The 24,894-nt window shown below is 70.0% G+C and carries 21 protein-coding genes; 7 read left to right on the forward strand and 14 right to left on the reverse strand.

Annotated features, from left to right (window positions below):
* Positions 1-135: 135 nt before the first annotated feature.
* The 8 genes from AACZ35_RS02535 to AACZ35_RS02570 form a co-directional block, all read right to left on the reverse strand.
* The gene (locus tag AACZ35_RS02535) at positions 136-1,380 is read right to left on the reverse strand and encodes a hypothetical protein (protein ID WP_339825678.1); all 1,245 of its coding nucleotides are present in this window, start codon (positions 1,378-1,380) and stop codon (positions 136-138) included.
* Between the two features lie 37 nt (positions 1,381-1,417).
* Positions 1,418-2,332, reverse strand: a complete 915-nt coding sequence (locus AACZ35_RS02540) for a TrmH family RNA methyltransferase (protein ID WP_339825680.1) — start codon at positions 2,330-2,332, stop codon at positions 1,418-1,420.
* A gap of 47 nt (positions 2,333-2,379) precedes the next feature.
* On the reverse strand, positions 2,380-5,502 hold the full coding sequence (locus AACZ35_RS02545; RefSeq protein ID WP_339825682.1) for an efflux RND transporter permease subunit: 3,123 nt from the start codon (positions 5,500-5,502) through the stop codon (positions 2,380-2,382).
* Entirely contained in the window at positions 5,499-6,548 is a 1,050-nt protein-coding gene (locus tag AACZ35_RS02550) for an efflux RND transporter periplasmic adaptor subunit (RefSeq protein WP_339825684.1), read from the reverse strand. The genes AACZ35_RS02545 and AACZ35_RS02550 overlap by 4 nt, the downstream gene beginning before the upstream one ends.
* A gap of 222 nt (positions 6,549-6,770) precedes the next feature.
* Positions 6,771-7,778 (reverse strand): class I fructose-bisphosphate aldolase, encoded by a 1,008-nt coding sequence (locus AACZ35_RS02555; protein WP_339825686.1) that lies wholly within the window; start codon positions 7,776-7,778, stop codon positions 6,771-6,773.
* A 55-nt stretch (positions 7,779-7,833) separates the two neighbouring features.
* On the reverse strand, positions 7,834-9,300 hold the full coding sequence (pyk, locus tag AACZ35_RS02560) for a pyruvate kinase (protein WP_339825689.1): 1,467 nt from the start codon (positions 9,298-9,300) through the stop codon (positions 7,834-7,836).
* A 31-nt stretch (positions 9,301-9,331) separates the two neighbouring features.
* Entirely contained in the window at positions 9,332-9,979 is a 648-nt protein-coding gene (locus AACZ35_RS02565) for an HAD hydrolase-like protein (protein WP_339825692.1), read from the reverse strand.
* Position 9,980: 1 nt separating this feature from the next.
* Complete coding sequence (locus AACZ35_RS02570) at positions 9,981-11,156, reverse strand: phosphoglycerate kinase (protein WP_339825694.1); 1,176 nt, start codon at positions 11,154-11,156, stop codon at positions 9,981-9,983.
* A gap of 88 nt (positions 11,157-11,244) precedes the next feature.
* Between AACZ35_RS02570 and AACZ35_RS02575 the strand changes: the two genes are divergently transcribed.
* On the forward strand, positions 11,245-11,802 hold the full coding sequence (locus AACZ35_RS02575; protein ID WP_339825696.1) for a GNAT family N-acetyltransferase: 558 nt from the start codon (positions 11,245-11,247) through the stop codon (positions 11,800-11,802).
* Positions 11,799-12,770 carry an L-threonylcarbamoyladenylate synthase gene (locus AACZ35_RS02580; protein WP_339825698.1) on the forward strand — a complete coding sequence of 324 codons (972 nt, stop codon included), beginning with the start codon at positions 11,799-11,801 and terminating at the stop codon, positions 12,768-12,770. The genes AACZ35_RS02575 and AACZ35_RS02580 overlap by 4 nt, the downstream gene beginning before the upstream one ends.
* 168 nt (positions 12,771-12,938) lie before the next feature.
* Here AACZ35_RS02580 and gap read toward each other — a convergent pair whose 3' ends face one another.
* Entirely contained in the window at positions 12,939-13,952 is a 1,014-nt protein-coding gene (gap, locus tag AACZ35_RS02585) for a type I glyceraldehyde-3-phosphate dehydrogenase (RefSeq protein ID WP_339825701.1), read from the reverse strand.
* Positions 13,953-14,131: 179 nt separating this feature from the next.
* On the opposite strand from gap, the gene AACZ35_RS02590 reads away from it, so the two are divergent.
* Complete coding sequence (locus tag AACZ35_RS02590) at positions 14,132-14,752, forward strand: OmpW family outer membrane protein (RefSeq protein WP_339825703.1); 621 nt, start codon at positions 14,132-14,134, stop codon at positions 14,750-14,752.
* A 61-nt stretch (positions 14,753-14,813) separates the two neighbouring features.
* Positions 14,814-15,629: a S1/P1 nuclease gene (locus AACZ35_RS02595; protein WP_339825706.1), complete on the forward strand. Its 816-nt coding sequence runs from the start codon at positions 14,814-14,816 to the stop codon at positions 15,627-15,629.
* Positions 15,630-15,633: 4 nt separating this feature from the next.
* Here the strand turns inward: AACZ35_RS02595 and AACZ35_RS02600 are convergent, their stop codons facing one another.
* The gene (locus AACZ35_RS02600) at positions 15,634-17,160 is read right to left on the reverse strand and encodes a TonB family protein (RefSeq protein ID WP_339825708.1); all 1,527 of its coding nucleotides are present in this window, start codon (positions 17,158-17,160) and stop codon (positions 15,634-15,636) included.
* Complete coding sequence (locus AACZ35_RS02605) at positions 17,150-17,518, reverse strand: BlaI/MecI/CopY family transcriptional regulator (RefSeq protein ID WP_339825711.1); 369 nt, start codon at positions 17,516-17,518, stop codon at positions 17,150-17,152. The genes AACZ35_RS02600 and AACZ35_RS02605 overlap by 11 nt, the downstream gene beginning before the upstream one ends.
* A gap of 106 nt (positions 17,519-17,624) precedes the next feature.
* Between AACZ35_RS02605 and AACZ35_RS02610 the strand changes: the two genes are divergently transcribed.
* Positions 17,625-19,610, forward strand: a complete 1,986-nt coding sequence (locus tag AACZ35_RS02610; protein WP_339825714.1) for an acetyl-CoA hydrolase/transferase C-terminal domain-containing protein — start codon at positions 17,625-17,627, stop codon at positions 19,608-19,610.
* Between the two features lie 29 nt (positions 19,611-19,639).
* Complete coding sequence (locus tag AACZ35_RS02615) at positions 19,640-20,506, forward strand: MBL fold metallo-hydrolase (protein WP_339825717.1); 867 nt, start codon at positions 19,640-19,642, stop codon at positions 20,504-20,506.
* Here the strand turns inward: AACZ35_RS02615 and AACZ35_RS02620 are convergent.
* Positions 20,501-21,061 (reverse strand): response regulator, encoded by a 561-nt coding sequence (locus tag AACZ35_RS02620; protein ID WP_339825720.1) that lies wholly within the window; start codon positions 21,059-21,061, stop codon positions 20,501-20,503. The two genes, AACZ35_RS02615 and AACZ35_RS02620, sit on opposite strands and share 6 nt — an antisense overlap.
* On the reverse strand, positions 21,058-22,257 hold the full coding sequence (locus AACZ35_RS02625) for an ATP-binding protein (protein ID WP_339825723.1): 1,200 nt from the start codon (positions 22,255-22,257) through the stop codon (positions 21,058-21,060). Before AACZ35_RS02625 ends, AACZ35_RS02620 begins: the two co-directional genes overlap by 4 nt.
* A gap of 136 nt (positions 22,258-22,393) precedes the next feature.
* On the opposite strand from AACZ35_RS02625, the gene AACZ35_RS02630 reads away from it, so the two are divergent.
* Entirely contained in the window at positions 22,394-24,439 is a 2,046-nt protein-coding gene (locus AACZ35_RS02630; RefSeq protein WP_339825726.1) for a TonB-dependent receptor, read from the forward strand.
* A 4-nt stretch (positions 24,440-24,443) separates the two neighbouring features.
* Here AACZ35_RS02630 and AACZ35_RS02635 read toward each other — a convergent pair whose 3' ends face one another.
* Positions 24,444-24,803, reverse strand: a complete 360-nt coding sequence (locus AACZ35_RS02635; protein ID WP_339825728.1) for a carboxymuconolactone decarboxylase family protein — start codon at positions 24,801-24,803, stop codon at positions 24,444-24,446.
* Between the last annotated feature and the right edge of the window lie 91 nt (positions 24,804-24,894).

Raw genomic sequence — 24,894 nt, forward strand, 5'->3', positions numbered from 1 at the left:
ACCGCCAACGACACCCTGGACAAGATCGACCCGCGTGCGCTCGACCAGCAGGTCGCGGCCTACGCCGTGCTGGCCTACCTCGCCGCCGAAACCGACGTCGACTTCGGGACCCTGCCGGTCAAGACCGAGTAGCGCTTAGTCCAGCACTTCCGACTGCAGGACCTTCGACGGGCGGCCGATGAGTTTCGCGGCCTGTTCGCGCAGGTCTTCGCGGGAGACTTCGCGCAGGGGCAGCACGGCGCGGATCAGGTCGTCGAGGCTGCGCTTGTTTTTCGTGGCCTTGCGGATCTCGGCGTCGAGTTCGCGCAGCAGGCGCACGCCGCGGGCGGTGCGCGGACCTTGGGAACGGTTCGAGGTAAGCGATGAAACCTCGCGGCCGTGGTCGGCCATCCAGTCCTGGGCCTTGTCCGCACGCGCGTCGCTGAGCAGGCTGGCGCGGCGCATCAGTTCGATCGAGTAATACTCGGCCACCGCCTCGGTGATCCAGTCGTCGCCGTCGGCGCCGCGAAGGCGGGTGAACACGTGGCTGAGCTCGTGCACCAGGGTGCTGGTGCCGTTTTCGCTGATCAGCGGCCGGTCGGCGTGCAGGAACAGCGACCGCGGGCCCGACAGGCCACCGCGCCACATCGGGTCACCGGCGCTGACGATAAGCACCTTGATCGGCAGCTTGCCGTAGAGCTCCTCGAACTGCGGCACCAGCACGTTGAAGAAGGCCAGCATGTCGTTGCGCCGGACTTCGTCGCCCTTGGGGCCGGCGACGCTGATCTCGATGTTCTCGAACTGCTCGCGCCGGGTGCCGACGTCGCCGGCGATGATCCAGCCGGTCGGGCGGTCGAAGCTGCGCTCGGGATTGGCGATGACGAAGGACTTGCCGTCGCGGCTGCGCTTGAAGGGCGTGTCCACGTTGCCCCAGCCCTTGGGCAGCTGGAAGCGCAGGCGGGCGCGCGAATCGGCGCCCTTGGTCGCCACCACCGTCGCCGGCGGCACCAGGTCGTCGCCGCGCAGGAGCGCCCAGTCGGCGGTCATGCGGGCGTCGTAGCCACCGCCGCGGCGCTTGTGGTCGACGGTGTGCAGGAAACGCAGGCGGGCCGGTTCGCCGCGGGGCGGCACCCAGGTCACCATGTCGCCCTTGCGGGTGACCTCGCCGTCTCCGCGCACGTTCGAATAGCGGTCTTCCGGCATGCGCAGGCGCAGGCGCCGGACTTCGCCGGTGCCCGGGGTCAGGCGGATGCTGACGTCGGCCTGGCCCTTGTCTGGCAGGAAACGCACCAGGTAGTCCACGCCGTATTCGGTGCGCTGGGCCAGGACCAGGGTGGGCAACAGCAGCAGGGTCAGCGCCATGCCGCGCAGCAGGTGGGTAAACCGGATTGAGATGTCCATTTGCCCGATTATGCCGCCACCGGGCTGAATTGCCGGTTCATGCCCGCTGCTGGCGCCACCACTCGGCCAGGAACACGCTGGTCGCCGAGGCCACGTTCAGGCTTTCCACCGCCCCGGTGCCCGGGATCGCCAGCCGCAGCGTCGCGGCATCGGCCAGCAGCGGGTCGACGCCGCTTTGTTCGGCACCCATCACCAGCAGCAGGCGCTGTGGCAGGGCCGCGGCGTGCAGGGGCTCGCCGCCTCGGACCACGGTGGCGGCGGCCACGAAGCCGGCTGATGTGAGCTGGGCCAGGCTGTTGTCGGCGCGGCCCAGGCGCACCATCGGCACGACCTCGGCGCCGCCTTCGGCCACGCGCGCCGCGGCGCCGGACAGCGCCAGCGACGACTCCCTGGGCAGCAGCAGGCCGGCGACGCCGAAGTGCGCCGCCGAACGCAGGATCGCGCCCAGGTTGTGCGGGTTGCCGACGCCGTCGAGCCACAGGGCCACCTGGGGGCCGGGCGGCAGGTCGCGCAGCCAGCTGGAAAGCGACAGTTCGGGCGCCGGCATCGCGCCGAACACCACGCCTTCGTGGTGGCTGCTGGCGGCCAGCTTCTGCAGGTCTTCGTCGCCGACCACGGTGTAGCCGATGCGGTTCTGCACGCAGTAGGCCAGCACGTCCTTGAGCCGGTGGATGCGCGATTCGAGCAGCCAGACCTTGCGCAGGTCGCCGGGGCGGCGCGCGAACATGGCCAGGCAGGCATTGAGGCCGTACAGGCGCTGTTCGCGCGGGCCGCGCGGCGTGGCCGCCTCGGCGGACTCGGGGCGGAATGCCGGACGCGGCGCGGACGGGCGCGGGCCCGATGGCGCCGGCGTCGTGGCCTCGCGGTCACGCTGGCGTTCGCGCTTGTCGCGCCGCTGGGTCGGCGGGCCGCGGTAGGGACCGCTGCCGCCCGGGGGTCGGTTGTCGTTCATGGCGCCAGTCTAACGGACGGCCCGGGCAAGGGGCCGTCCGGGCCGGTTCAGGCGTGGCCGCCGACGGCGGGGGTTTCGCGCTCGAGCTTCTCGAGCTTGCGCGCCACGGCTTCCGGGGACCGCGTGAACGGGGCCAGCAGCGTATAGAACGCCGGCACCACGAACAGCGACAGCAGGGTCGAAAAGGCCACGCCGGAAATGATGACGATGCCGATGGTCGCGCGGCTGGCCGAACCCGGGCCGCCGGCCACCACCAGGGGCACCGCGCCCATCATCGTCGCGATCGAGGTCATCAGGATCGGCCGCATGCGCACGGCGGCCGCCTCGACGATGGCGTCGCGCACGGCCAGGCCCTCGTCGCGCAGCTGGTTGGCGAACTCGACGATCAGGATGCCGTTCTTGGCCGCCAGGCCGACCAGCATGACGATGCCGATCTGGCTGAACAGGTTGAGCGAACTGCCGAACAGCCACAGCCCCAACAGCGCGCCCAGCACCGCCAGCGGCACGGTGAGCATGATCACCACCGGGTGCAGGAAACTTTCGAACTGCGCCGCCAGCACCAGGTAAACCACCAGCAGCGCCATCGCGAAGGTGAAGATGACCGCGCCGCCGGCGCTCTGGTACTCGCGCGATTCGCCCTTGTAGTCGAGCTGGGCGCGTTCGGGCAGTTCTTCGTCGGCGGCCTGGCGCACCCACTCCAGGGCTTCGCCCAGGGTGTAACCCGGGGCCAGGCCAGCGGACAGGCTGATCGCGCGCAGGCGGTTGAAGCGGTTGAACTCACCCGGTTCGGCCAGCTCGGTCAGGCTGACCAGGTTCGACAGCGGCACCAGTTCGCCGCTGCGGCCCGAGCGCACGTAAAGATTGTCGAGGTCGGCCGGCGAGGCGCGGTCTTCGCGCCGGGCCTGCAGGATGACGTCGTATTCCTCGCCGTCTTCCACGTAGGTGGTGACCCGGCGCGAGCCCATCATCGTTTCCAGGGTGCGGCCGATTTCCTGCACCGACACGCCCAGGTCGGCGGCGCGGGCGCGGTTGATCTCGACGCGCAGCTGCGGCTGGGTTTCCTTGTAGTCCGAATCGGCGCCGTACAGGCCCGGGTTTTCATCCATGCGCGCCAGCATGCGGTCGCGCCATTCGGCCAGCTCCGCGTAGTCGGGGCCGCCCAGCACCACCTGCAGCGGCTGGCCGCCGCTGCGCACCAGGCCGGTGCGCACCTGCGGGCGGGCGACGACCCCCGGCAGCTGGTTGAGTTCGCCGCGCACTTTTTCCACCAGCTGGCTGGTGTCGACGTCGCGTTCGTTCCAGGGCTTGAGCAGCACGATCGCGCGGCCGGTGTGCATGGTGCCTCCCGCGCCCCAGCCGCCGGGCACGGCGGTGTTCACGCGGTCGATCGGCTGGCCTTCGCCGGTGTACTTGAACAGGATTTCTTCCAGGCCCTGCATCTGTTCGACCGTGTAGTCGTAGCCGGCGCCCTCGGGGCCCGAGACGCTGACGAAAAACGCGCCGCGGTCTTCCGGCGGCGACAGCTCGGCCGGGATCACCTGCAACAGGAAGGCCGAAACACCCATCGTGCCCAGCAGCGCTGCGCCGAACAGCAACGGCTTGCCGATCGTGCGCTCGACCGCGCGCCGGTAGGCCTTGCCCAGGTCGTCGAGGTGGCCCTGGATCCAGCGGTTGAGGCCCCTGGGCTCGGAATGCGGACGCACCAGCAGCGAACACATCATCGGCGTCAGCGTCAGCGCCACGAAGGCCGAGATGATGACCGCGCCGGCCAGCGCCACCGACAGTTCGCGGAACAACCGGCCGGTATTGCCTTCCATGAAGCCGATGGGCAGGAACACCGCCGCCAGCACCGCCGTGGTGGCGATAACGGCGAAGGCCACCTGCTGGGTGCCGCGGCGCGCGGCCACCAGCGGCGGTTCGCCCAGGTCGGCGCGGCGCTGCACGTTCTCCAGCACCACGATGGCGTCGTCCACCACCAAGCCGATACACAGGACCAGCGCCAGCAGGGTCAGCAGGTTGATCGAAAAACCAAAGGCCCACAGCGCGATGAAAGCCGCCACCAGGCAGACCGGCACGGTGACCGCCGGGATGATCGCGGCGCGTACGCTGCCCAGGAACAGGTAGATGACCACCAGCACCAGCAGGATGGCTTCGAACAGGGTCCAGTAGACGCGGTTCACCGCCGCATCGATGAAAATGGTGCTGTCGAAGGCAACGAAGATGTCGGTGCCTTCGGGCAGGGTGTCCTGGATGGTCGGCAGCACCGCCTTGACCTCGCGGGCCACGTCCAGGCTGTTGGCGGTCGAGGTCTTGATGACGCCGAGGCCGACGTTGGGCTGGCCGTTGCCGCGGAAGTAGGCGCGGCGCTCGGACGAAGCGCGCTCGACCCTGGCGACGTCGCCCAGGCGCACCAGGTAGCCGTCCTCGCCCTTGGCCAGGGTGAGCTTGGCGAAATCGGCCGGGTCTTCGTAGCCGCGCATCACGCGCAGGGTGAAGTCGCGGTCCTGGGATTCGATGCTGCCGGCGGGCAGTTCGACGTTTTCCCGGCGCAGGGCGTTTTCGACGTCGTTGACCGTCAGGCCGCGCGCGGCCAGGGCCTCGCGATCGAGCCAGATGCGCATCGAATAACGCTGGCGGCCGCCGACGCGCACCTGGGCAACGCCGTCGATGCTCGAAAGCCGGTCGACGACATATCGTTCGGCGTAGTCGCTGAGCTCGAGCGTGTCGAGCTTCTCGGAGTTCATATTTAGCCACAGGATGACGTCGGCGTCGGCCTCGACCTTTTCGATCTCGGGCGGATCGGCTTCGGGCGGCAGGCGGTCGCCGACGCGGCTGATGGCGTCGCGCACGTCGTTGGCGGCGGCTTCGATGTCGCGGCTGAGCGAAAATTCCAGGGTGACGTCGGCTTCGCCGTTGCGGCTGCGCGACTCGATGGTTTCGATGCCTTCGATGCCGGCGACGGCGTCTTCCAGGATCTGGGTGATGCGGGTCTCGACCACGGCGGCCGAGGCGCCCGGGTAACCGACCTCGACCGAAACGATCGGCGGGTCGATGTTGGGCAGCTCGCGCAGGGTCAGGCGGGTGAAGGCGATCAGGCCCAGCACCACCAGCAGCAGGCTCATCACGGTCGCGAAGACCGGCCGCTTGATCGAGACGTCGGAAAGGATCATGGCGCCGGGGTCAGGTCGCTGATGGCGCTGCCGTCACGCAGCTTGACCGTGCCATCGACGACGATGCGGTCGCCGGCGGCCAGGCCGTCGAGGATCTCCACTTCGCCGCGGCGGCGCTGGCCCAGCTCCACGTCCACCTGTTCGACGGTGTTGTCGTCCTTGACGCGGAAAACGTGGGCGGTGCGCGAGACCTGGATGACGGCGATTTCCGGCACAACCAGCGCCTGGCGTTCGGGCTGGAAGACATCGACGGTGAGCAGCATGCCGGGGCGCAGCAGGCGGTCGGGATTGGGCAGGTCGGCGCGAACCGTCACGGCGCGCGAGACGGGGTCCACGCGCGAATCGATGGTGGCCACTTCGCCGGTGAAATCCCGGTCCGGGTAGGCGACGCTGGTGGCGCGGATGGCCTGCCCCGGTGCCAGCGCCGAAAGGAAGGATTCGGGCACCGAAAAATCGAGCTTGATCACCGACACGTCGTCGAGGCTGGCAATGGTGGTGCCGGGCGTCACCAGGGTGCCGGGGCTGACCTGGCGGAAACCCAGCACGCCGGCGAAGGGGGCGGTGATGACGCGGTCGGACAGCCGGGCGCGCGTGAAGTCGAGCCGGGCGCGCGCCGATTCCATGGTGGCGCGCTGGCTATCGAGCTGCCCGGCCGGGATGAGTTTCTGCGCGGCCAGCTGCTGCTGGCGCTGGTACTGCTTCTGCGCTTCGCGGTACGCCGCCGCGGCCTCTTCCAGGCCGGCCACTTCGGCGCGGCCGGACAAATCAACCAGCACGTCGCCGGCCTCGACCAGGTCGCCGTCCTCGAAGTTCACCCGCACCACGGTTTCGGTCACCTTGGCGGTGACCATCAGCGATTCGTTGGCGCGCGCGGTACCCAGGGCCTGGATGGTGTCGCGCCATGGCTTGGCCTGCACCACCATCGTGGTGACGGTGGCCGGCGCCGGAGCGCGTCCGCCCGCTTCCTCTTCGCCGCAGGCCGCCAGCAGGGCCAGCAGCGGCAGGAATACAAGCAGGGTGCGCAGGGGTGAGCGGCCAAACCTCATGGCGGGGCGGTGTCCTTGTAGGTGGGGCAACCAGGTAATGACCGGGTGCCCGGGGAAAAGTTCGCACCCGGCGGCGGCCGGGGGACGCGGGATTGTAATGGCGCTCCGCGGCCTTGGCGTGCAGGCGGCGCGATGATGCCGAAAACAAAAACGCCGGCACGGGGCCGGCGCTTTCCTGGAACCTTGGGCGGGCGGCCCGGGGGCCGCCGCCCGCGGGAAGGATCAGCCCTTCTTCCACTGCCCCATCGCGGCCAGGCCGTTGTCGCGGGCGCGGGCGAAAACGGTGTCCTGGGCGGACTTGACGTTGCCGGCCATGTCCTTGGACCACAGCTTCAGGGCGGCCGACTGCATGGCGCGGCCATAGCTGAAGCTCAGGGGCCAGGGCTTGGAGCCCATCTGGTTCATGGCGTTGAGGTGGGCGGTAGCGTTTTCATCACTCTGGCCACCCGACAGGAACACGATGCCCGGCAGGGTCGCCGGCACCGAGGACTTCAGGCAACGCAGGGTCATTTCGGCGACTTCCTCGATGCCGGCCTGGTCCGGGCAGTCCTTGCCCGACACGACCATGCTGGCCTTGAGGATGGTGCCCTCGAGCATGATGTTGTGCTCGTAGAGCGCGCCGAACAGCGAGCGCAGCGTGACTTCGGTGATTTCGTAGCAGGTGTCGATGTCGTGGTCGCCGTCCATCAGCACCTCGGGTTCGACCATCGGCACGATGCCGGCTTCCTGGCACAGCGCGGCGTAGCGGGCCAGCGCGTGGCAGTTGGCGTCGATGCAGGTGCCCGAGGGCATGTCTTCGCCGATGGTGATGACGGCGCGCCACTTGGCGAAGCGCGCGCCCAGCTTGCCGTATTCCTTCAGGCGGTCGCGCAGGCCGTCCAGGCCTTCGGTGACCAGTTCGCCCGGGAAGCCGGCCAGCGCCTTGGCGCCCATGTCGACCTTGATGCCCGGCAGGATGCCCGCGTCCATCATGACCTTGGTGAAGGGCACGCCGGCCTTGGTGGACTGGCGCAGGGTCTCGTCGTACAGGATGGCGCCGGAAATGTAGTCGCCCAGCTTCGGGGTGGTGAGCAGCATTTCGCGGTAGGCGCGGCGGTTGTCTTCCGTGCACTCGATGCCGACGCCGTCGAAACGCTTCTTGATGGTGGCGGTGGACTCATCGATGGCGATGATGCCCTTGCCCGGGGCCACCATGGCCTGGGCGGTTTCGGCGAGCTGGTCGATACTCATGGCGGGAATCCGGGTTGGTGGAAAGCCGCTGATTATACCCGGATTTTTGCCCGGGTCAGAGCTCGCCCAGGCCCTCGGCGGCCCCGCCCGGGCCGACCTTGAGCAGGCGCAGGGTGTTGGTGGCGCCGTGCAGCTCCATGTGGTCGCCGCTGGTGATGATCACGCGGTCGCCCTCGGCCAGCAGGCCCAGCCCGAACAGGTGGCGCAGGGCGCCGCGCGCGGCCTCGCGGGTGCTCTGGCCGGCGCTGTCGAAGTTGACCGGGAACACGTCGCGCACCAGGGCCATGCGCCGGCGGGCGCCATCGTGGCGGGACAGGCCGTAGATCGGCACCTTGGACCGGAAGCGCGACAGGAAGCGGGCCGTGCCGCCGGATTCGGTCAGCGCGACGATGCCGCGCACGTCGACGTGTTCGGCCAGGAACATGCTGGCCATGGCGATGGCCTGGTCGGCGCGTTCGAGCCCGCGCTGCGCCTTCTCGAAGTCGGTGTCGTGGTCGAACTGGCGCTCGGCGCCAAGGCAGATGCGCACCATGGCCTCGACCGCCTTCACCGGGTAGCTGCCCGAGGCCGTTTCGGCCGAGAGCATCACCGCGTCGGTGCCGTCGATGACCGAGTTGGCCACGTCCAGAACCTCGGCGCGGGTCGGGATCGGGTTGTCGACCATCGACTGCAGCATCTGGGTGGCGGTGATGACGATGCGGTTGTGTTCGAGCGCGGTGCGGATGATCTTCTTCTGCAGGCCGGGCAGTTCGGCGTCGCCGATCTCCACGCCCAGGTCGCCGCGCGCCACCATCACCACGTCCGAGGCGCGGGTGATTTCAACGAGGTTTTCGATGGCCTCGGCGCGTTCGATCTTGGCGACCAGGAAGGCGTCGGAGCCGGCGGCCTGCGCCAGCGCGCGGGCTTCGTCCATGTCGGCCGCGGAGCGGCAGAAGGACACGGCCAGGAAGTCCACGCCCAGGCCAGCAGCAATCGTGATGTGCTGCTTGTCCTGGTCGGTGAGCGCGCCCAGCGACAGGCCGCCGCCCAGGCGGTTGAGGCCCTTGCGGTCGGACAGCGCGCCGTCGGTGAGCACGCGGGTGCGGATGCGGTCGCCTTCGATCGCCAGCACTTCGACCGCCACCAGGCCGTCGTCGAGCAGCAGCGTGTCGCCCGGACGCACGTCGTTGACCAGGCCCAGGTAGCTGACGCCGACCTGGCTGGCATCACCCGGCGGCGCGTCGGCGCGGCACAGCAGGCTGAACTCGTCGCCGGCGACCAGCGACACCTTGCCGCCGGCGAACTTTTCGATGCGGATCTTCGGGCCCTGCAGGTCGGCCAGGATCCCGACTTCGCGACCCTGTTCGGCCGCGGCTTCGCGCACCGCCGCCACCCGCGCCGCGTGCTGTTCGGGCGTGCCGTGGGAGAAGTTCAGGCGCACCACGTTGACGCCGGCGCGCACCAGGCCGGCAAGCACGCCCGGTGCGTCGGTGGCCGGGCCGAGGGTGGCGAGGATCTTGGTGCGGCGAAGTGGCGGGGTCATGGAAGGTTTTGGCGGCTGTGACGCGCCTAAGCTAGCACGCGACCGCGGCGAACAAACCGCGCAGTCCCGCCGGCGACAGGGCCAGGTGCGTGGCCCCGGCCTCGCGCAGTTCGGCCTCGCCGCCGAAGCCCCACAGCACGCCCACCGAAGGCATGCCGTGGTGGCGCGCGCCGTGGATGTCCATGTGCCGGTCGCCGACCATCCAGCAGCCGTCGGCGGCCAGTCCCAGGCGCGCCAGGGCTTCGCCGATCAGTTCGGGTTTGTGGCTCAGCCGCCCGCAGGGCGTGGCGCCGATGATGTCCTCGAAGTGGCCGCCGAACGGCAGGTGTTCGACGATGCGGCGCGCATGCGGTTCGTTCTTGGCGGTGACCACGGCCAACCGGTGGCCGTCGGCGGCAAGCGCCGCCACGGTGTCGCCGATGCCGGCGTAGATGGCGTGTTCGCGCCAGCCGTCGGTGTCGAAGCGTTCGCGGTAGAACTCCACTGCCTGTTCGACCCGGGCCGGGTCGCCCAGCTTCGGCGCGAAGCTGTCGCGCAGCGGCGGGCCGATCCAGGCACGCAGTTCGTGTTCGCCGGGCACCGGTTCGCCCAGGCGTTCGAAGGCGTGCACCACGCAGCGGGTGATGCCTTCGACCGAGTCGATCAGGGTGCCGTCGAGGTCGAAGAAGATCGTCGCCACGTCAGCTCGCGCGGGCCTTGAGCGCCGCGACCGCCGGCAGCTCCTTGCCCTCGCAGAACTCAAGGAAGGCGCCGCCGCCGGTGGAGATGTAGCTGATGCCGCCTTCGACGCCGTACTTGTCGACCGCCGCCAGCGTGTCGCCGCCGCCGGCGATCGAGAAGGCGTTCGAATCGGCGATGGCGTGGGCCAGCACTTCGGTGCCCTTGCCGAAGGCGTCGAACTCGAACACGCCGACCGGGCCGTTCCAGATGACGCTGCCGGCCTTGGCGATCATGGCGGCGTAGCGCGCGGCGGTTTCCGGGCCGATGTCCAGGATCATGTCGTCGGGGCCGACGTCGGCCACGGGCTTCACCGTGGCCGGTGCGTCGGCGGCGAAAGCCGGGGCCACCACCACGTCGGTGGGCACCGGGATGTCGGCGCCGCGGGCCTTGGCGTCGGCCATGATCTGGCGCGCGGTGTCAAGCAGGTCGGCCTCGCACAGCGACTTGCCGACCGGGTGCCCGACCGCGGCGATGAAGGTGTTGGCGATGCCGCCGCCGACGATCAGCTGGTCGACCTTCGACACCAGGGCGCCCAGCAGTTCCAGCTTGGTGCTGACCTTGGAGCCGGCGACGATCGCGACCAGCGGCCGTGCCGGCGCATGCAGGGCCTTGGCCAGGGCGTCGAGCTCGGCCATCAGCAGCGGACCGCCGCAGGCGACCTTCGCGAAACGGATGGCGCCGTGGGTGGAGGCCTGGGCGCGGTGGGCGGTGCCGAAGGCGTCCATGACGTACACGTCGCACAGCGCGGCGTACTTCTTCGACAGCGCTTCGTCGTCGGCTTTCTCGCCGACGTTCATGCGGCAGTTTTCCAGCAGCACCAGCTGGCCGGGTTCGACCTGCACGCCGTCGGTCCAGTCCTTCACCAGCGGCACCTCGCGGCCCAGCAGCTCGCCCAGGCGGGCGGCGACCGGCGCCAGCGAATCCTCCTGCGTCCACACGCCTTCCTTGGGCCGGCCCAGGTGCGAGGTGACCATCACCGCGGCACCCTTCTCCAGCGCCAGCTTCATCGTCGGCAGGGCCGCCGTGATGCGCTGTTCGGAGGTGATGCGGCCGTCCTTGACCGGCACGTTGAGGTCCTCGCGGATCAGGACACGCTTGCCGGCCAGGTCGAGGTCGGCCATGCGGAGGATGGACATGGGGTGGCTCCGGGTGCGGGGAAGCGGGCATTTTCCCCCGCGCCGCCCGGTGCCGGCAAACGCCGTGACCGCGTGGGACAATGCCGGCATGGACGAATGCACCGACCTGCCCGTGATCGAAGGCCAGCGGGTCCGCCTGCGGCCGCTGCGCCGCACGGACGCCGCGGCGCTGTTCACGCTCTACGCCGACCCGGAAGTCTGCCGTTACTGGAGCTTCGCGCCCTGGACGGAGCTGGCCCAGGCCGACGCCTGGCTGGACGAGCGTATGGGCTGGAAGCCGCCGGCGACCTTCGGCTGGGCGCTGGCGGACCGCGGCGACGACGCTTTCGTGGGCACGGTCAGCTTGTTTTCGCTAAGCGGCCCCAACCGCCGGGCCGAGCTGGGTTATTCGCTGCTGCCGTCCCGGCAGGGCCAGGGCCTGGCGCGCGAGGGCGTGGGCCTGGCGCTGGCCCATGCCTTCGGGCCGCTGGACCTTGAACGCGTGGAGGCCGACGTCGACCCCCGCAACGGGCCGTCCTGGCGCCTGCTGGAACACTTCGGCTTCCAGCGCGAGGGCCTGCTGCGCCATCGCTGGCGGGTCGGCGGCGAGTTCGCCGATTCCTGGATCTACGGGATGCTGCGCGACGACTACCGGAGGACGGCATGAATCCTGCCCTGCAAGCCGCGCTGGCCGCCCTGCGCCGGGGCGAGGCCATCGGCCTGCCCACCGAAACCGTGTATGGCCTTGCCGCGGATGCCAGCAACCCCGAAGCCGTGCGCCGCATTTTCGCCCTCAAGGGCCGGCCGGCCGACCACCCGCTGATCGTGCACGTGGCCGGCGTCGAGGCGCTGGACCACTGGGCGATCGACGTGCCGGCGGCGGCCCGGCAGCTGGCGGCGGCCTTCTGGCCCGGCCCGCTGACCCTGGTGCTGCGCAAGCAGGCCCGGGTGCCCGACGTAGTGACCGGCGGCCAGGACACCGTCGGCCTGCGCTGCCCCGACCACCCGGTGGCCCTGGCCCTGCTGCGCGAATTCGGCGGTGGCCTGGCGGCGCCTTCGGCCAACCGCTTCGGCCACGTCAGCCCGACCACGGCCGCGCACGTGCGCGCCGAGTTCGGCGACGCCGTGCCGGAAGTGCTGGACGGCGGCGACTGCACGATCGGCATCGAAAGCACCATCGTCGATTTCAGCGGCGACACGCCGCGCATCCTGCGCCCGGGCATGCTGGGCCGTGAGCGCATCGAAGCGGTGATCGGCCCGGTCGAGGCCGGCGCCACGGCGGCCAGTCCGCGCGCTTCCGGCACGCTCGAAGCCCACTACGCGCCGCGCACGCCGCTGCTGCTTCTGCCGCGCGCGGCGCTGGCAAAAGAAGCCTCCGAACAGCAGGCCCTGGGCAAGGCGGTGCAGGTGCTGGCCCTGGGCGGGCTGCCCGACGGCGTGCCCGGCCTGGCGCTGGCCAGCGAACCCGCCAGCTACGCCCACGGCCTGTACGCCGCCCTGCGCGAACTCGACGGCCGCGGCGCCAACCTGCTGCTCGCCGAACGCCCGCCCGAAGGCGACGCCTGGCTGGCCATCCACGACCGCCTGCGCCGCAGTGCTGCGGGGGCGGGTGGTTATGACGGCGATCCGACTTAGGTTTTGAACACGGATCAAAGCGGATGGACACGGATGAACACGGATAGAGCAAAAGCGGATTGAGTTGATTTGCTTTTATCCGCTCTTATCCGTGTCCATCCGTGTTCATCCGTGGCAAAAAAAAGACCCCGGCCGGAGCCGGGGTCTTCAAGATCGCGATGGTCGGGATTACTTGGCGGCCATCAGCGCCAGAGTGGTGTCGAGCATGCGGTTGGAGAAGCCCCACTCGTTGTCGTACCAGGAGCAGACCTTCACCAGCGTGCCGCCCATGACCTGGGTCAGCGTGCTGTCGTAGACCGAGCTGTGCGGGTCGTGGTTGAAGTCGATCGACACCAGCGGCTTGGTGTTGAAGCCCAGGATGCCCTTGAGCTCGCCTTCCGAAGCGGCCTTGAGCACCGCGTCGATTTCTTCCTTGCTGGTTTCGCGCGCAGCCACGAACGACAGGTCGACCACCGAGACATTGATGGTCGGCACGCGCATCGAGAAACCGGTGAGCTTGCCGTTGAGTTCCGGCAGCACCAGGCCCACGGCGGCGGCGGCGCCGGTCTTGGTCGGGATCTGGCTCTGGGTGGCCGAACGGGCCCGGCGCAGGTCCTTGTGGAAGACGTCCGTGAGCACCTGGTCGTTGGTGTAGGCGTGGATGGTGGTCATCAGGCCGTGCACGATGCCGATCTTCTCGTGCAGCACCTTGGCCAGCGGCGCCAGGCAGTTGGTGGTGCACGAGGCGTTCGAGATCACGGTGTCGGAGGCCTTGAGCACGCCTTCGTTGACGCCCATGACCACGGTGTTGTCCACGTCCTTGTCGCCCGGGGCCGAGATGATGACCTTCTTGGCGCCGGCGGTGATGTGCGCGGACGCCTTCGCCTTGGAGGTGAACAGGCCGGTGCACTCGAGCACCACGTCCACGCCCAGCTCGCCCCAGGGCAGCTTGGCGGGGTCGCGTTCGGCGCAGACCTTGATGCGGTCGCCGTTGACCACCAGGTCGCCGCCTTCCACCGTCACCGTGCCCGGGAACTTGCCGTGGGCGGTGTCGTACTGGGTCAGGTGGGCGTTGGTTTCGGCGTCACCCAGGTCGTTGATCGCCACGATGGTGATTTCGTTGGTGCGGTTGGCTTCGTACAGCGCCCGCAGGATGTTGCGACCGATGCGGCCGTAGCCGTTGATGGCGACCTTGATGGACATGGGTTCTCCTGGACCGGCCCGGCCGGCGAAAGGTGGGTGTAAACCCCGGATTCTACCAAGCGCGGGCGGCCCGGCCCAAACCCGGGGCCCGGACCAGGCCCCATTTGATTTTCCTCAAGGTCCGGCCCGCGGGCGGGGAGGACACTGGCGCCAGCTTCCTTCCCACCTGGAGTTCGACCATGCGTAATTCACTCATTGCCCCGATCGCCGCCGCCCTGGCGCTGGCCTTCTCCGCCCCGGCCCTGGCCCAGGAAGCCGGTGACTGGACCTTCTCGGTCGGTGCCCACGTCGTCGCCCCGAAGTCCGACAACGGCAGCCTGGCCGGCGGCACCCTGGACGCCGACGTCGGCGACGACTGGAAGCCGACCATCACCGCCGAGTACTTCTTCAGCCCGAACCTGGGCCTGGAAATCCTGGCCTCCCTGCCCTTCGAGCACGACATCAAGCTCAACGGCGTCAAGGCCGGCTCCACCAAGCACCTGCCGCCGACCTTCACCCTGCAGTACCACTTTCGCAACGACACCATGGTGACCCCCTTCGTTGGCGCCGGCGTGAACTACACGCACTTCTTCGACGAAGAAACCACCGGCCCGCTGGCCGGCACCGACCTGTCGCTGGACGCGTCCTGGGGCCTGGCCGCGCATGCCGGCCTCGACTTCGCCATTGGCACCAACAAGTGGCTGCGCGTCGACGCCCGCTACATGGACATCGATACCGACGTGAAGGTGAACGGCGCCGGCGTCGGCACCGTGAACATCGCCCCGATGATCTACGGCGCCGCTTTCGTCTGGTCGTTCTGATCCGGGCCTCCCGGATCCCGTGATGGCAGGATTCATGGCCGCTGGCGTAAAGTCCGCGGCCATGAAACCGACCCTTCTTGTTACCGCGCTGGCTCTGACGCTGGCCACGCCCCCTGCCCTGGCCTGGAGCCGGCAGGGCCACGAACTGGTTGGCGAACTTGCCGAGCGCGAGCTGTCGCCGGCCGCCCTGGCCCAGGTGCAGGACCTGCTGGCCGGCGAGCCCGAACCCACGCTGGCCGGGGTTTCGACCTGGGCCGACGAGATCCGAGCCGCCAAGAGCCCGCTGGGCGAAACCAGCCAGCGCTGGCACTACATCAACATCCCCGGGAAGGACTGCAATTACGTCGCGGCCCGCGACTGCCCGGACGGCGAGTGCGTGATCGGCGCGATCAACGCGCAGGCGAAGGTGCTGGGCGATCTTTCCCAGCCGCGCCAGGCGCGCGTCGAAGCGCTGAAGTTCCTGGTGCACTTCGTCGGCGACGCCCACCAGCCCATGCACGCGGGTTATCCGCACGACCGCGGCGGCAACAACCACCAGCTCAACTACACCGGCAAGGGCTCGCCAGAAGGCGAAGGCACCAACCTGCACGGGGTCTGGGACTACTGGATCGTCCAGGGCGCCGGCATGGACAACACGGCCTATGCCGACCACCTGCAGACGCTGCCGCTGCCGGCCGATCCTGCCGCCGGCGCCGACAATCCCGCGATGGCCTGGACCCTGGAGTCCTGCCGGCTGATCCAGGCCGAAGGCCTGTACCCGCCAGGCCGCAAAATCACCGACGCCTACCTCGACAAGCACCGCCCCGTCGCCGAAACGCGCCTGCGGCTGGCCGGGGCGCGCCTGGCGGAGCTGCTGGAAAAGACGCTGGTTCCCTGAGCGATCAGCTTTCGTCGCCGGCCTGTTGGTCCGCCGGCGGCTCGAAGCGTACGGGCACCATCACCCAACCCGGCACCGGCTTGCCGTCCTTCATCGCCGGCTGGAATTTCCACTTGGCCGCGGCGGCGACCGAGTTGCGCGCGAAGTCCGAATCGGCGGCTACGGTGCTGCCGGCGCCGTCCACGCTCACTTCGCGCACGCTGCCGTCCACCTCCACGAACGCACGCAGCATCACCAGGCCACCCTGCCCGGCATCGGCCGCGGCCTTCGGATAGGCCGGCACCTCGCCCTGGATGCCCACCGCCGCCATGCCCGGCGCCGGCGGCCCCAGGGCCAGCGTCATTTCGATCTCGATGCCCTTGAAGCTGCCGTCCGGCGCTTGTTGGCCGATGCCGATGGCGGCCTGCTCGCGGGTGATCATTCGGGGTTCGCCGACCACTTCGCCATCGCGCAGCAGGCGCGCCTTGATGTCGAAGGTGCCATCGGCCTGCGGTGTCACCGTCCAGGTGGTCTCCCAGTCCTGACCGGCATGCTCGAAGTCCGCCTGGTGGGGCTGGCCGGGATCGACGTCGGCCACGATGGCCGGGACCGGTTCGCCGTCCACCTTCGCGCTGATGCCCAGCCGCACCTTGCCCGGCGCGAGGTCAACGCTGCTTCCGGGCTGCGCAGCCCAGGCCACGGCGGCGGCAGCCAGGCCCAGCACTGACACGAGGGCGAATCCGGCGAAACGACGGCGGCGGGACGGCGGCGGATTCTTCAGCATGGCGAGGCGCTCCTTCAGCGGATAAAAGCCGGACCAGTGGCAGCCAAGCGGCAGCGGCTGGTCGGCCAGGCGGGTCTTGAGCATCGCGTCGCCATAGCGGCGGCGCCGCCCGGGATAACGGCGAAGCACGGCGGCGTCGCAGGCCAGTTCCTGGTCATTGCGAAAACGCGCGGCCGCGAAATGCACCAGCGGGTTGAACCAGAACAGCACGCGCAGGGCCGCGGCCAGCAGGCAGGCCGGTAGGTCGCCGCGGCGCAGGTGTTCGGCCTCGTGGGCCAGCACCAGCTCGCGCTCGATCGGGTCGTAACGCTGGTCGAAGTCGCCGGGCAGCACGATGCGCGGTCGCAGGCCCACCACGGCTGGCAGGCCGCGCGTGGCCAGGCACTGGTGGAGGCCGTCGGGGCGGCGCGACACCGGCCCCAAGCCGGCGAGGAAACGCCACTGCTGGCCCAGCAGCCAGGCCAGCACGCCCAGCGCGCCAGCTGCCCAGAGCCAGGTCAGCCACAGCAGTGGATCGGCGGCGACCGCCGTCGCCGGGGCGGCAGCGGCCGGCATGGCGACCATCGGCGTCACCCGCACCAGGGCCGGCAGTACCGGCTCGGCGGCCGCCGGCAGCAGCACCGCGACCAGGCTTGCCGGCACCAGTGCCCACAGCCCGTAGGCCGCCGCCGAGCCGAAGCTCCGCCGCACCAGGGTCCGCAGCAACAGCACGACCAACAACGCGCCGGTCAGGGCCAGGGTGGGCTCAAGCAGCCATTCAATGCCCATCGTCGATGTCCTCCAGCAACTTCCGCAGCTCTGCCAGATCCTTCTTGGAAAGACGGCCGCTTTCGGTGAAGTGGGCAACCATCGGCGCCACCCGGCCGCCGAAGAGGCGGTCGACCAGGGATTCACTTTCCTGGCGTTGCCATTGCTCCCGCTCCAGCACGGGCGAATAAAGGAAACGCCGGCCGTCGCGCTCGGCGCTGATCGCGCCCTTCTTGAGCAGCCGGTTGAGCAGGGTCTTCACCGTGGCTTCCTGCCAGCCCTGCCCGGCGGCCACGGCGGCGAAAACGTCTTCGGCCGCCAGGGGGCTGGACTGCCACAGGGCCTGCATGACCACGGATTCGGCGTCGCTGATCTGCATTTCGATTACGTCCGTAAACTTTTCCGTAGATTACGCCCGTAATCGTCGCTGTCAAGGGGCCCGGGACGGGGTGCGATACTGGCCGTCGACGCTTTCCGGACTGCCCATGAGCCCACGCCCGACCACCCCGCCCGACCCTGCCCTGGACGCCGCCGTCGACCGCCTGCTGGCCCATGCCGGTGGCCAGCTGGTGCTGGCGGCGCCACTGGGACTGGGCAAGCCGCACCGCGTGTTGAACGCCATCACCCGGCGGGTGGAGGCGGATACGTCCTTGTCCCTGCACCTGCTGACCGCGCTTTCGCTGACGCCGCCGTCGGCGGGCAAGGGCCTGCAGCAGCGCTTCCTGGCGCCCTTCCTGACGCGGCAGTTTGGCGCCGACTTTCCGGTGCTCGATTACGCCATCGCCATGCGTCGCAACGCACTGCCGGCCAACATCCGGGTCGAGGAGTTCTACATGCAGTCGGGTGCGCTGCTGGGCTCGGCCTGTGCCCAGCGCGACTACGTCAGCCTCAACTACACCCATGTCGCCCGCGCGGTCGCGGCGCGTGGCGCCAATGCCCTGGTGCAGAAGGTCGCGCGCGAACCCGGCGGCTCGCGCCTGAGCCTGAGCTGTAATCCCGACCTCACTTTCGACCTTCTCGACGAATGCCTGCGCCTGGGCAAACCGCGACCGATGCTGGTCGCCGAAGTTGACCCGCACTTGCCATGGCTCGACGGCCCCTGCGCGGTGCCGGCCGGATTTTTCGACATCGTGCTTGAACATCCCACCCCCGCGCCGCGTTTGTTCGCGTTGCCGCGCGAGCCCGTGGCCGACGCCGACCACGCCATCGGCCTGTACGCCAGCACACTGGTGCGCGACGGCGGCACGCTGCAGATCGGCATCGGCTCGCTGGCCGATGCGCTCTGCCACGCGCTGGTCTTGCGCCATACCCGCAACGACGAGTACCTGGCCGCGCTCGAAGCCCTGTCACCCGGCCTGGACGGTTCCCCGCTGGTGCAGGAAGTCGGCGGCACCGCACCCTTCAGGGAAGGGCTGTACGGCGCCAGTGAAATGGTCAACGACGGATTCCGTGCGCTGGCGCAGGCCGGCGTTCTCAAGCGCCGGGTTCTCGACGACGTCGGTGCCATGGCTCGGATCAACCGCGGCGATGCCAGCGAACAGGACAAGGTGCGACTGGCACGCGATGGCCGCTGGCTCGACGGCGCCTTCTACCTGGGCTCGCACGCGCTCTACGACTGGCTGCGCGACTTGCCCGCCGACCAGGCCCGCGGCATCGGCATGACCCGCGTGTCGCACATCAACCAGCTCTACGGCGGCGACGAAGCGCTCGAGCGCGAACAGCGCCGCGACGCCCGCTTCTTCAACACCTGCATGATGATGACGGCCCTGGGTGCGGCGGTTTCCGACGCGCTCGAGGATGGCCGCGTGGTGTCGGGCGTCGGCGGCCAGTACAACTTCGTCGCCATGGCGCATGCCCTCGACGACGCGCGTTCGGCGCTGATGCTGCGGGCGCGCCGCGGCCACGGCCGCCACGCCACCGCCAACGTGCGCTGGAACTACGGCCACGTCACCATCCCGCGGCACCTGCGCGACATCGTGATCACCGAACACGGCATCGCCGACCTGCGCGGACGCAGCGACGGCGAATGCGTGCTGGCCATGGCCGCGATCGCCCACGCCGACGACCAGAAGCCGCTGCTCGACGCCGCCCGCAAGGTCGGCAAGCTCGAGTCCGGTTTCAGTCCGCCGGCCGCTTGGGCGCGCAACACTCGCAGCGCGCTGGGAGCGCGGCTGGCGCCGCTGCGCCAGGCCGGCGTACTTCCCGACTACCCGATGGGCAGCGATTTCACGCCCGAGGAACAGCGGCTGGCCGCGGCCCTGGCCTGGCTGGCGTCTCGCACGGGCACCCTGGCCGGGCGCGTCCTCACGGTGGCGGCTGCCCTTGCCGGCGAACAGGCAGGCGACGAAGCCGCGCTGCAGCGTATGGGCCTGCAGACGCCGCGCGGCCTGGACGAACGGCTTCAAGCGCGACTGCTGCGCCATGCGCTGGCGAAAACCAGGGTTCATCCCGCTTCGCCAACGGGCGAATAGAATTGAACGAAGCTTTCGGGAGATCAGCAATGCGCAAGGCCACCATCAAGCCGCACTACCACGAAGAAACCGGCACCTGGAGTTACCTGGTCAGCGACACCGAAACCGGCCGCGCCGCCCTGGTCGACCCCGTGCTCGATTTCGACCCCAAGGCCGGGCGCACCTCCACCACCAGCGCCGAACAACTGCTGGCCTCGGTGCGCGAAGCCGGCGTGCAGGTGGACTGGATCCTGGAAACCCACGCCCACGCCGACCACCTGAGCGCCGGGCACTGGTTCAAGGAAAAACTCCCCGGCGCGAAGCTGGCCATCGGCCAGGGCATCCGTACGGTGCAAAAGACCTTCCGGCCGATCTTCAACCTGGGCGAACACTTCCCGGTGGACGGCTCGCAGTTCGACCACCTGTTCGCCGATGACGAGGTGTTCTCGATCGGCAAGGTCGGCGCGCGGGTGATCCCCGTGCCGGGGCATACCAATGATTCGGTGGCCTACCTGATCGGCGACGCGCTGTTCACCGGCGATTCGCTGTTCATGCCCGACGGCGGCACGGCGCGCTGCGATTTCCCGGGCGGCGACGCGGCCACGCTCTACCACTCGATCCACCGGCTGTTTTCGCTGCCCGACGATACCCGCGTCTTCGTCTGCCACGACTATGGCCCGGGTGGTCGCGAGCCACGCTGCGAAACCACCATCGGCGAACAGAAGCGTTCGAACATCCACGTGCGCATCGGCACCGACGAGGACCAGTTCGTGCGCATGCGCACCGAACGCGATGCCAGCCTGGACATGCCCACGCTGATCCTGCCCTCGGTGCAGGTGAACATCCGCGCCGGCGAACTGCCCGAGCCGGAAGCCAACGGCGTGCGCTACCTCAAGCTGCCGATCGACCAGCTATAGCGGCGGCTCGCCACCGCCCGGCGACGGGCGCTTGGCCAGCTTGCGCTGCAGCGTGCGCCGATGCATGCCGAGCGCGCGCGCCGTGGCGGCGATGTTGCCCTGGTGTTCGGCCAGCACGCGCTGCAGGTGTTCCCATTCAAGGCGGTGCCAGGGAATGGGCCTGGCCGCGTCCTGCGCCATTTCTTCGCCACCGGCTTCCAGGCCGAGTGCGCGCAGCACCGCGGCGGCATCGGCGGGTTTGGCCAGGTAGTCGTGGGCGCCGCGCTTGATCGCTTCGACGGCGGTCGCGATGCTGGCGTAACCCGTCAGCAACAGCACGCGCAGCCCCGGCACCTGGGCGCGCAGCACACGCATCAGCGCCAGCCCGTCGTCGCCGTCGCCCAGCATCAGGTCGAGCACGGCATGGGTCGGCGGGCGTTCGGAACAGGCCACCAATGCCTGGGCCGGACCGGCCACGGCCCGGGCCGCGAATCCACGCCGCTGCAGCGAACGAACCAGCACGCGGGCGAAGCTGGCGTCGTCGTCCACCACCAGGATGTCGGGAGCCGTACTCATTTGCCGTGTTCGAGGCGAGCCGGATCGAGCCAGGCTTCGACGCCGCCGGCGACGGGTTCCAGCTGCCCGCCAAACCGTTCGCAGACCCGGGCTGCGAGGGCCAGGCCCAGGCCCAGGCCACCGGGCTTGTCGCTGCGCAGCGGTGACGCGGGCATGGCCGCCAGGCCCGGCCCACCGTCGTGGAAGGCCAGCACCAGCTGGCCGTCGCGCAGTCCGGCCTGCAGCCGCACGCCCTCCCCGCCGGCGGCGCGCGAGGCATCGGCGCCGTTGTCGAGCAGGTTCAGAACCAGGTAATCCAGGCTGCGGTCCGCAGCAACCGGCAAAGCCTCGGCGACCTCGTCGATCACCAGGGTGGCCGGGATGCCGGGCCGCAGGAGTCGCCAGCGTTCCTGCGCGGCCCTGAGCCGGGCGTCGAGTCGCTGCACCGCCATCGGGCCGGACTCCGCCCGGGCGTCGCGCACCAGCTGGCCCACCGCATCGCGGCAGGCCTGCACCTGGGTTTGCATCAGCGCCAGGTCTTCGGCGAGTGCGGCGCGGTCGGCGCCACCCACGCCGTCGCGCAGGTCGGCCAGCACCACGGAAAGCGTGGACAGCGGCGTGTTCAGGGCATGCGCCGCGCCCGCGGCGAGGGTGGCGACGGCAAGTACGCCCTCGTCGCGTGCGCCGCGCTCGCGCTCGGCGGCCAGTTCGGCGCGCTGGCGCGCCAGCTCCGCGGCGATGCGCGATCCGAAAAACGCCAGCACCGCGGCGGTGAGCAGGAAGTTGAGCCACATGCCCAGCAGGTGCAGGTCGAACTCGCCGTGAATGTGCGGCAGCGGCCGGTGATCGAACCAGAGCAGGCCGTAGGCAAGCACCGCCATGCCGGCTGTGGCCGCCACGCCGCGTGCGGGCAGCAGGGCCGTGGCCAGTGCGATCGGCACCACGAACAGGGATACGAAGGGATTGGCCGGACCGCCGCTCCAGTACAGCTGCCAGGCCAGCACCGCGATGTCCACGCCGAGGTGCAGCAGCACCACGCCCTGCGCCGCCGAACCCGCACGGGCGAATCGATGCACCCACAGGTTGAACGCCAGCAGCGCGACCACGCCCAGGGACATCGGCAGCCACGGCAGCGACAGCGGCAACACGGCGGGCACCGCGGCAATCGCCAGCCAGCGCAGCCGCGCCAGGCTCGCCAATGCGGCGGGGTGCGACATCTTGTCGCTCCCCGGCACCCCGGCGCGGACCCTACTCTTCGCGCCCGACGCCACGCTGCTTTCCCGCTGGTCCATGGCCGCCATTGTCGCCCAGCCGGCAGCGGTCGTCGCCTGCCTCTGCCACGGAGTGATCCCGATGTTTTGTTTCGCCCTTGCCGCCGCCCTTGCTTCCGCCGGGGCCGATGCGGCGCCCGCCACCCTGCCCCAGGTCGAGGTCATCGGCCGGCCGCCAGCCAATGCCGGCACCGAATCGCTGCGCGACCAGGCGCTGCGCGCGCCTGCCGCCGGCGACCTGGCCGAACTGCTGCGTGCGGTGAACGGCGTATCCGCCGGGCGCATGGGCGGGCACGGGCTGGAACCGGTGATCCGCGGACAGTCCCAGGGCCAGCTCAACATCCGCAGCGATGGCGGCGTCGTCATGGGCGCCTGCCCCAACCGCATGGATCCGCCCACCTCCTTTGCCGTGCCCTCGGGCGTGGACCGGGTGACCGTGGTCAAGGGCGTGCAAAGCCTGACCCATGGCAGCGGCGGCACCGGTGGCGCCGTGCTGGTCGAGCGCCTGCTTCCGTGGACCTCGGACCCCGGCACGCAGGCGCGGGTCGGTGCCGGCGCCGGCGACAACGGTCTTGAATGGCGCGGCGACGGCCAGCTGCTCTGGCGCGGCGCGCGGTCGGCGCTGCGGCTCGATGCCAGCGCCGCGCAATTCGGGGATTACCAGGACGGCGACGGTGCGGACGTGCGCAGCGGATTCGATCGCCGCGCCGTGCACGCCATGGCGGGCACGGAGGCCGGGGCCGCCGGCGTGTTCGAACTGGGCGTCGAGCGTGCCGAAACCCTGGATGCGCGCTTTGCCGGCGCCGGCATGGACGCACCGCTGGACCGGATGACCGGCCTGCGCCTGGCCTGGCGCCGCGAGTTCGCCACCGGCGAAATCTCGGCCCGCGCCTGGCGCAACGAGGTTGAGCACGTGATGGACAACTTCAGCCTTCGCCCGCAGCCGGCCATGGCCATGCGCGTGCCCGCGCAGTCCGACACCCAGGGCGCCGACCTGCGCCTTGAGCTGGCGTCCGGCGCATGGGACTGGGAACTGGGCCTGGACATCGTGGCCAACCGGCGCCAGGCGACGCGTTACGCCGGTCCCAATCCCGGCCAGCTGACCATGATCAATGCGTTCCTCTGGCCCGATGCCCGGCTGGACCAGGCGGGTGTGTTCGGCGAAGGCACGCGTTCGCTCGGCACCGGCCGGCTGACGGTGGGCCTGCGCGTGGATCGCTTCGAGGCAGAAGCACGCCGCGCCGGTTTGGCGCCTGGCGCGATGGGGATGTCGCCGGCGGCGTTCTACGCCATGTATTACGGCAGCAGCAACAGCGACTGGCAGGACACCGGGGTTTCCGGCCTGCTGCGCTGGGAGCAGCCGCTGTCGGCCAGCGTGACCGCCTTCGCCGGCCTCAGCCGCACGCTGCGCGCCGCCGATGCGACCGAACGTTACCTGGCCGCGCCGGCGGCGATGCCTTCGGGACGCTGGATTGGCAACCCTGGCCTGGCGCTGGAAAAACACGCGCAGCTCGACCTTGGCCTGGCCTGGCAGGGCGACGCGGCGTCGGCCAGCCTGGCCGTATTCGCCGACCGCGTGCACGACTACATCCAGCGTGACCGCGCCCGCGGCCAGGACGGCGTGCTGCGCGCCGACGGCGCCAGCATCTACCGCAACATCGACGCCAGCCTGGCCGGCATCGAGGTGGAAGCCCGCTGGCAGCTCGCCCCCTCGCTGTCGCTGCAGGCCGAAGCCGCCTGGGTCCGCGGCCAGGACCGCAGCGACGATCGCCCGCTTGCGCAGATGCCGCCGCTCAACGGCGCCCTGGCCCTGGCCTGGGACACCCGCGGCGGCGAATGGACCGCCAGCCTGCGCGGCGCCGCGCGCCAGGACCGCGTGGACGACAGCGTGCTCACCGGCAGCGGGCTCGACGCCCGGCGCACGCCAGGCTTCGGCGTGCTCGACCTGGGCTGGAGCCGGCGCTTCGGTGCCCACCGCCTGCGGCTGGAAGTGCAGAACGCCTTCGACCGCACCTACGCCGAACACCTCAACCGCGCCAACCTCGACCCCTTCAACCCCGATCCGGTGCAGGTGAACGAACCGGGCCGTGGCGTGTTCCTGGCCTGGGAGTGGACCGCCGGCAGTTGAGGATTCAGGCAACGCTGGCGCCCGACGGCGCGAGTTCGTCGAAGGCGCGCAGGGTTTCGGCGGCGTAGATCATCGACGGCCCCGCGCCCATGTAGATCGCCATCGATACGGTTTCAAGCACTTCTTCGCGGCTGGCGCCGGCGCGGATGGCGGCCTTGACGTGGAAGCCGATGCAGCCGTCGCAGCGTGTGGCGATGGCGATGCCGATGGCCAGCAGTTCCTTGGTCTTGACGTCGAGCTGCCCGGGCGCGAGCGCCTCGCGCGCGAGCGAGCCGAAGGCCTTCATCGGTCCGGGCGCGCCGGCGCGCAGGCGGACGATGGCGGCATTGAGGTCGTCGATCAGGTCGGGGTAGGACTGGCTCACGGAAACTCCTGTGGGGCGGGTGTTCACTCACCCAAGTGCTGGCGGGTCCAGCGCACGATGTTGTTGGCGTCCATGGCGCCGGACTGGCGGG

It is taken from the genome of uncultured Arenimonas sp., from assembly GCF_963976025.1.
Classification (GTDB): domain Bacteria; phylum Pseudomonadota; class Gammaproteobacteria; order Xanthomonadales; family Xanthomonadaceae; genus Arenimonas.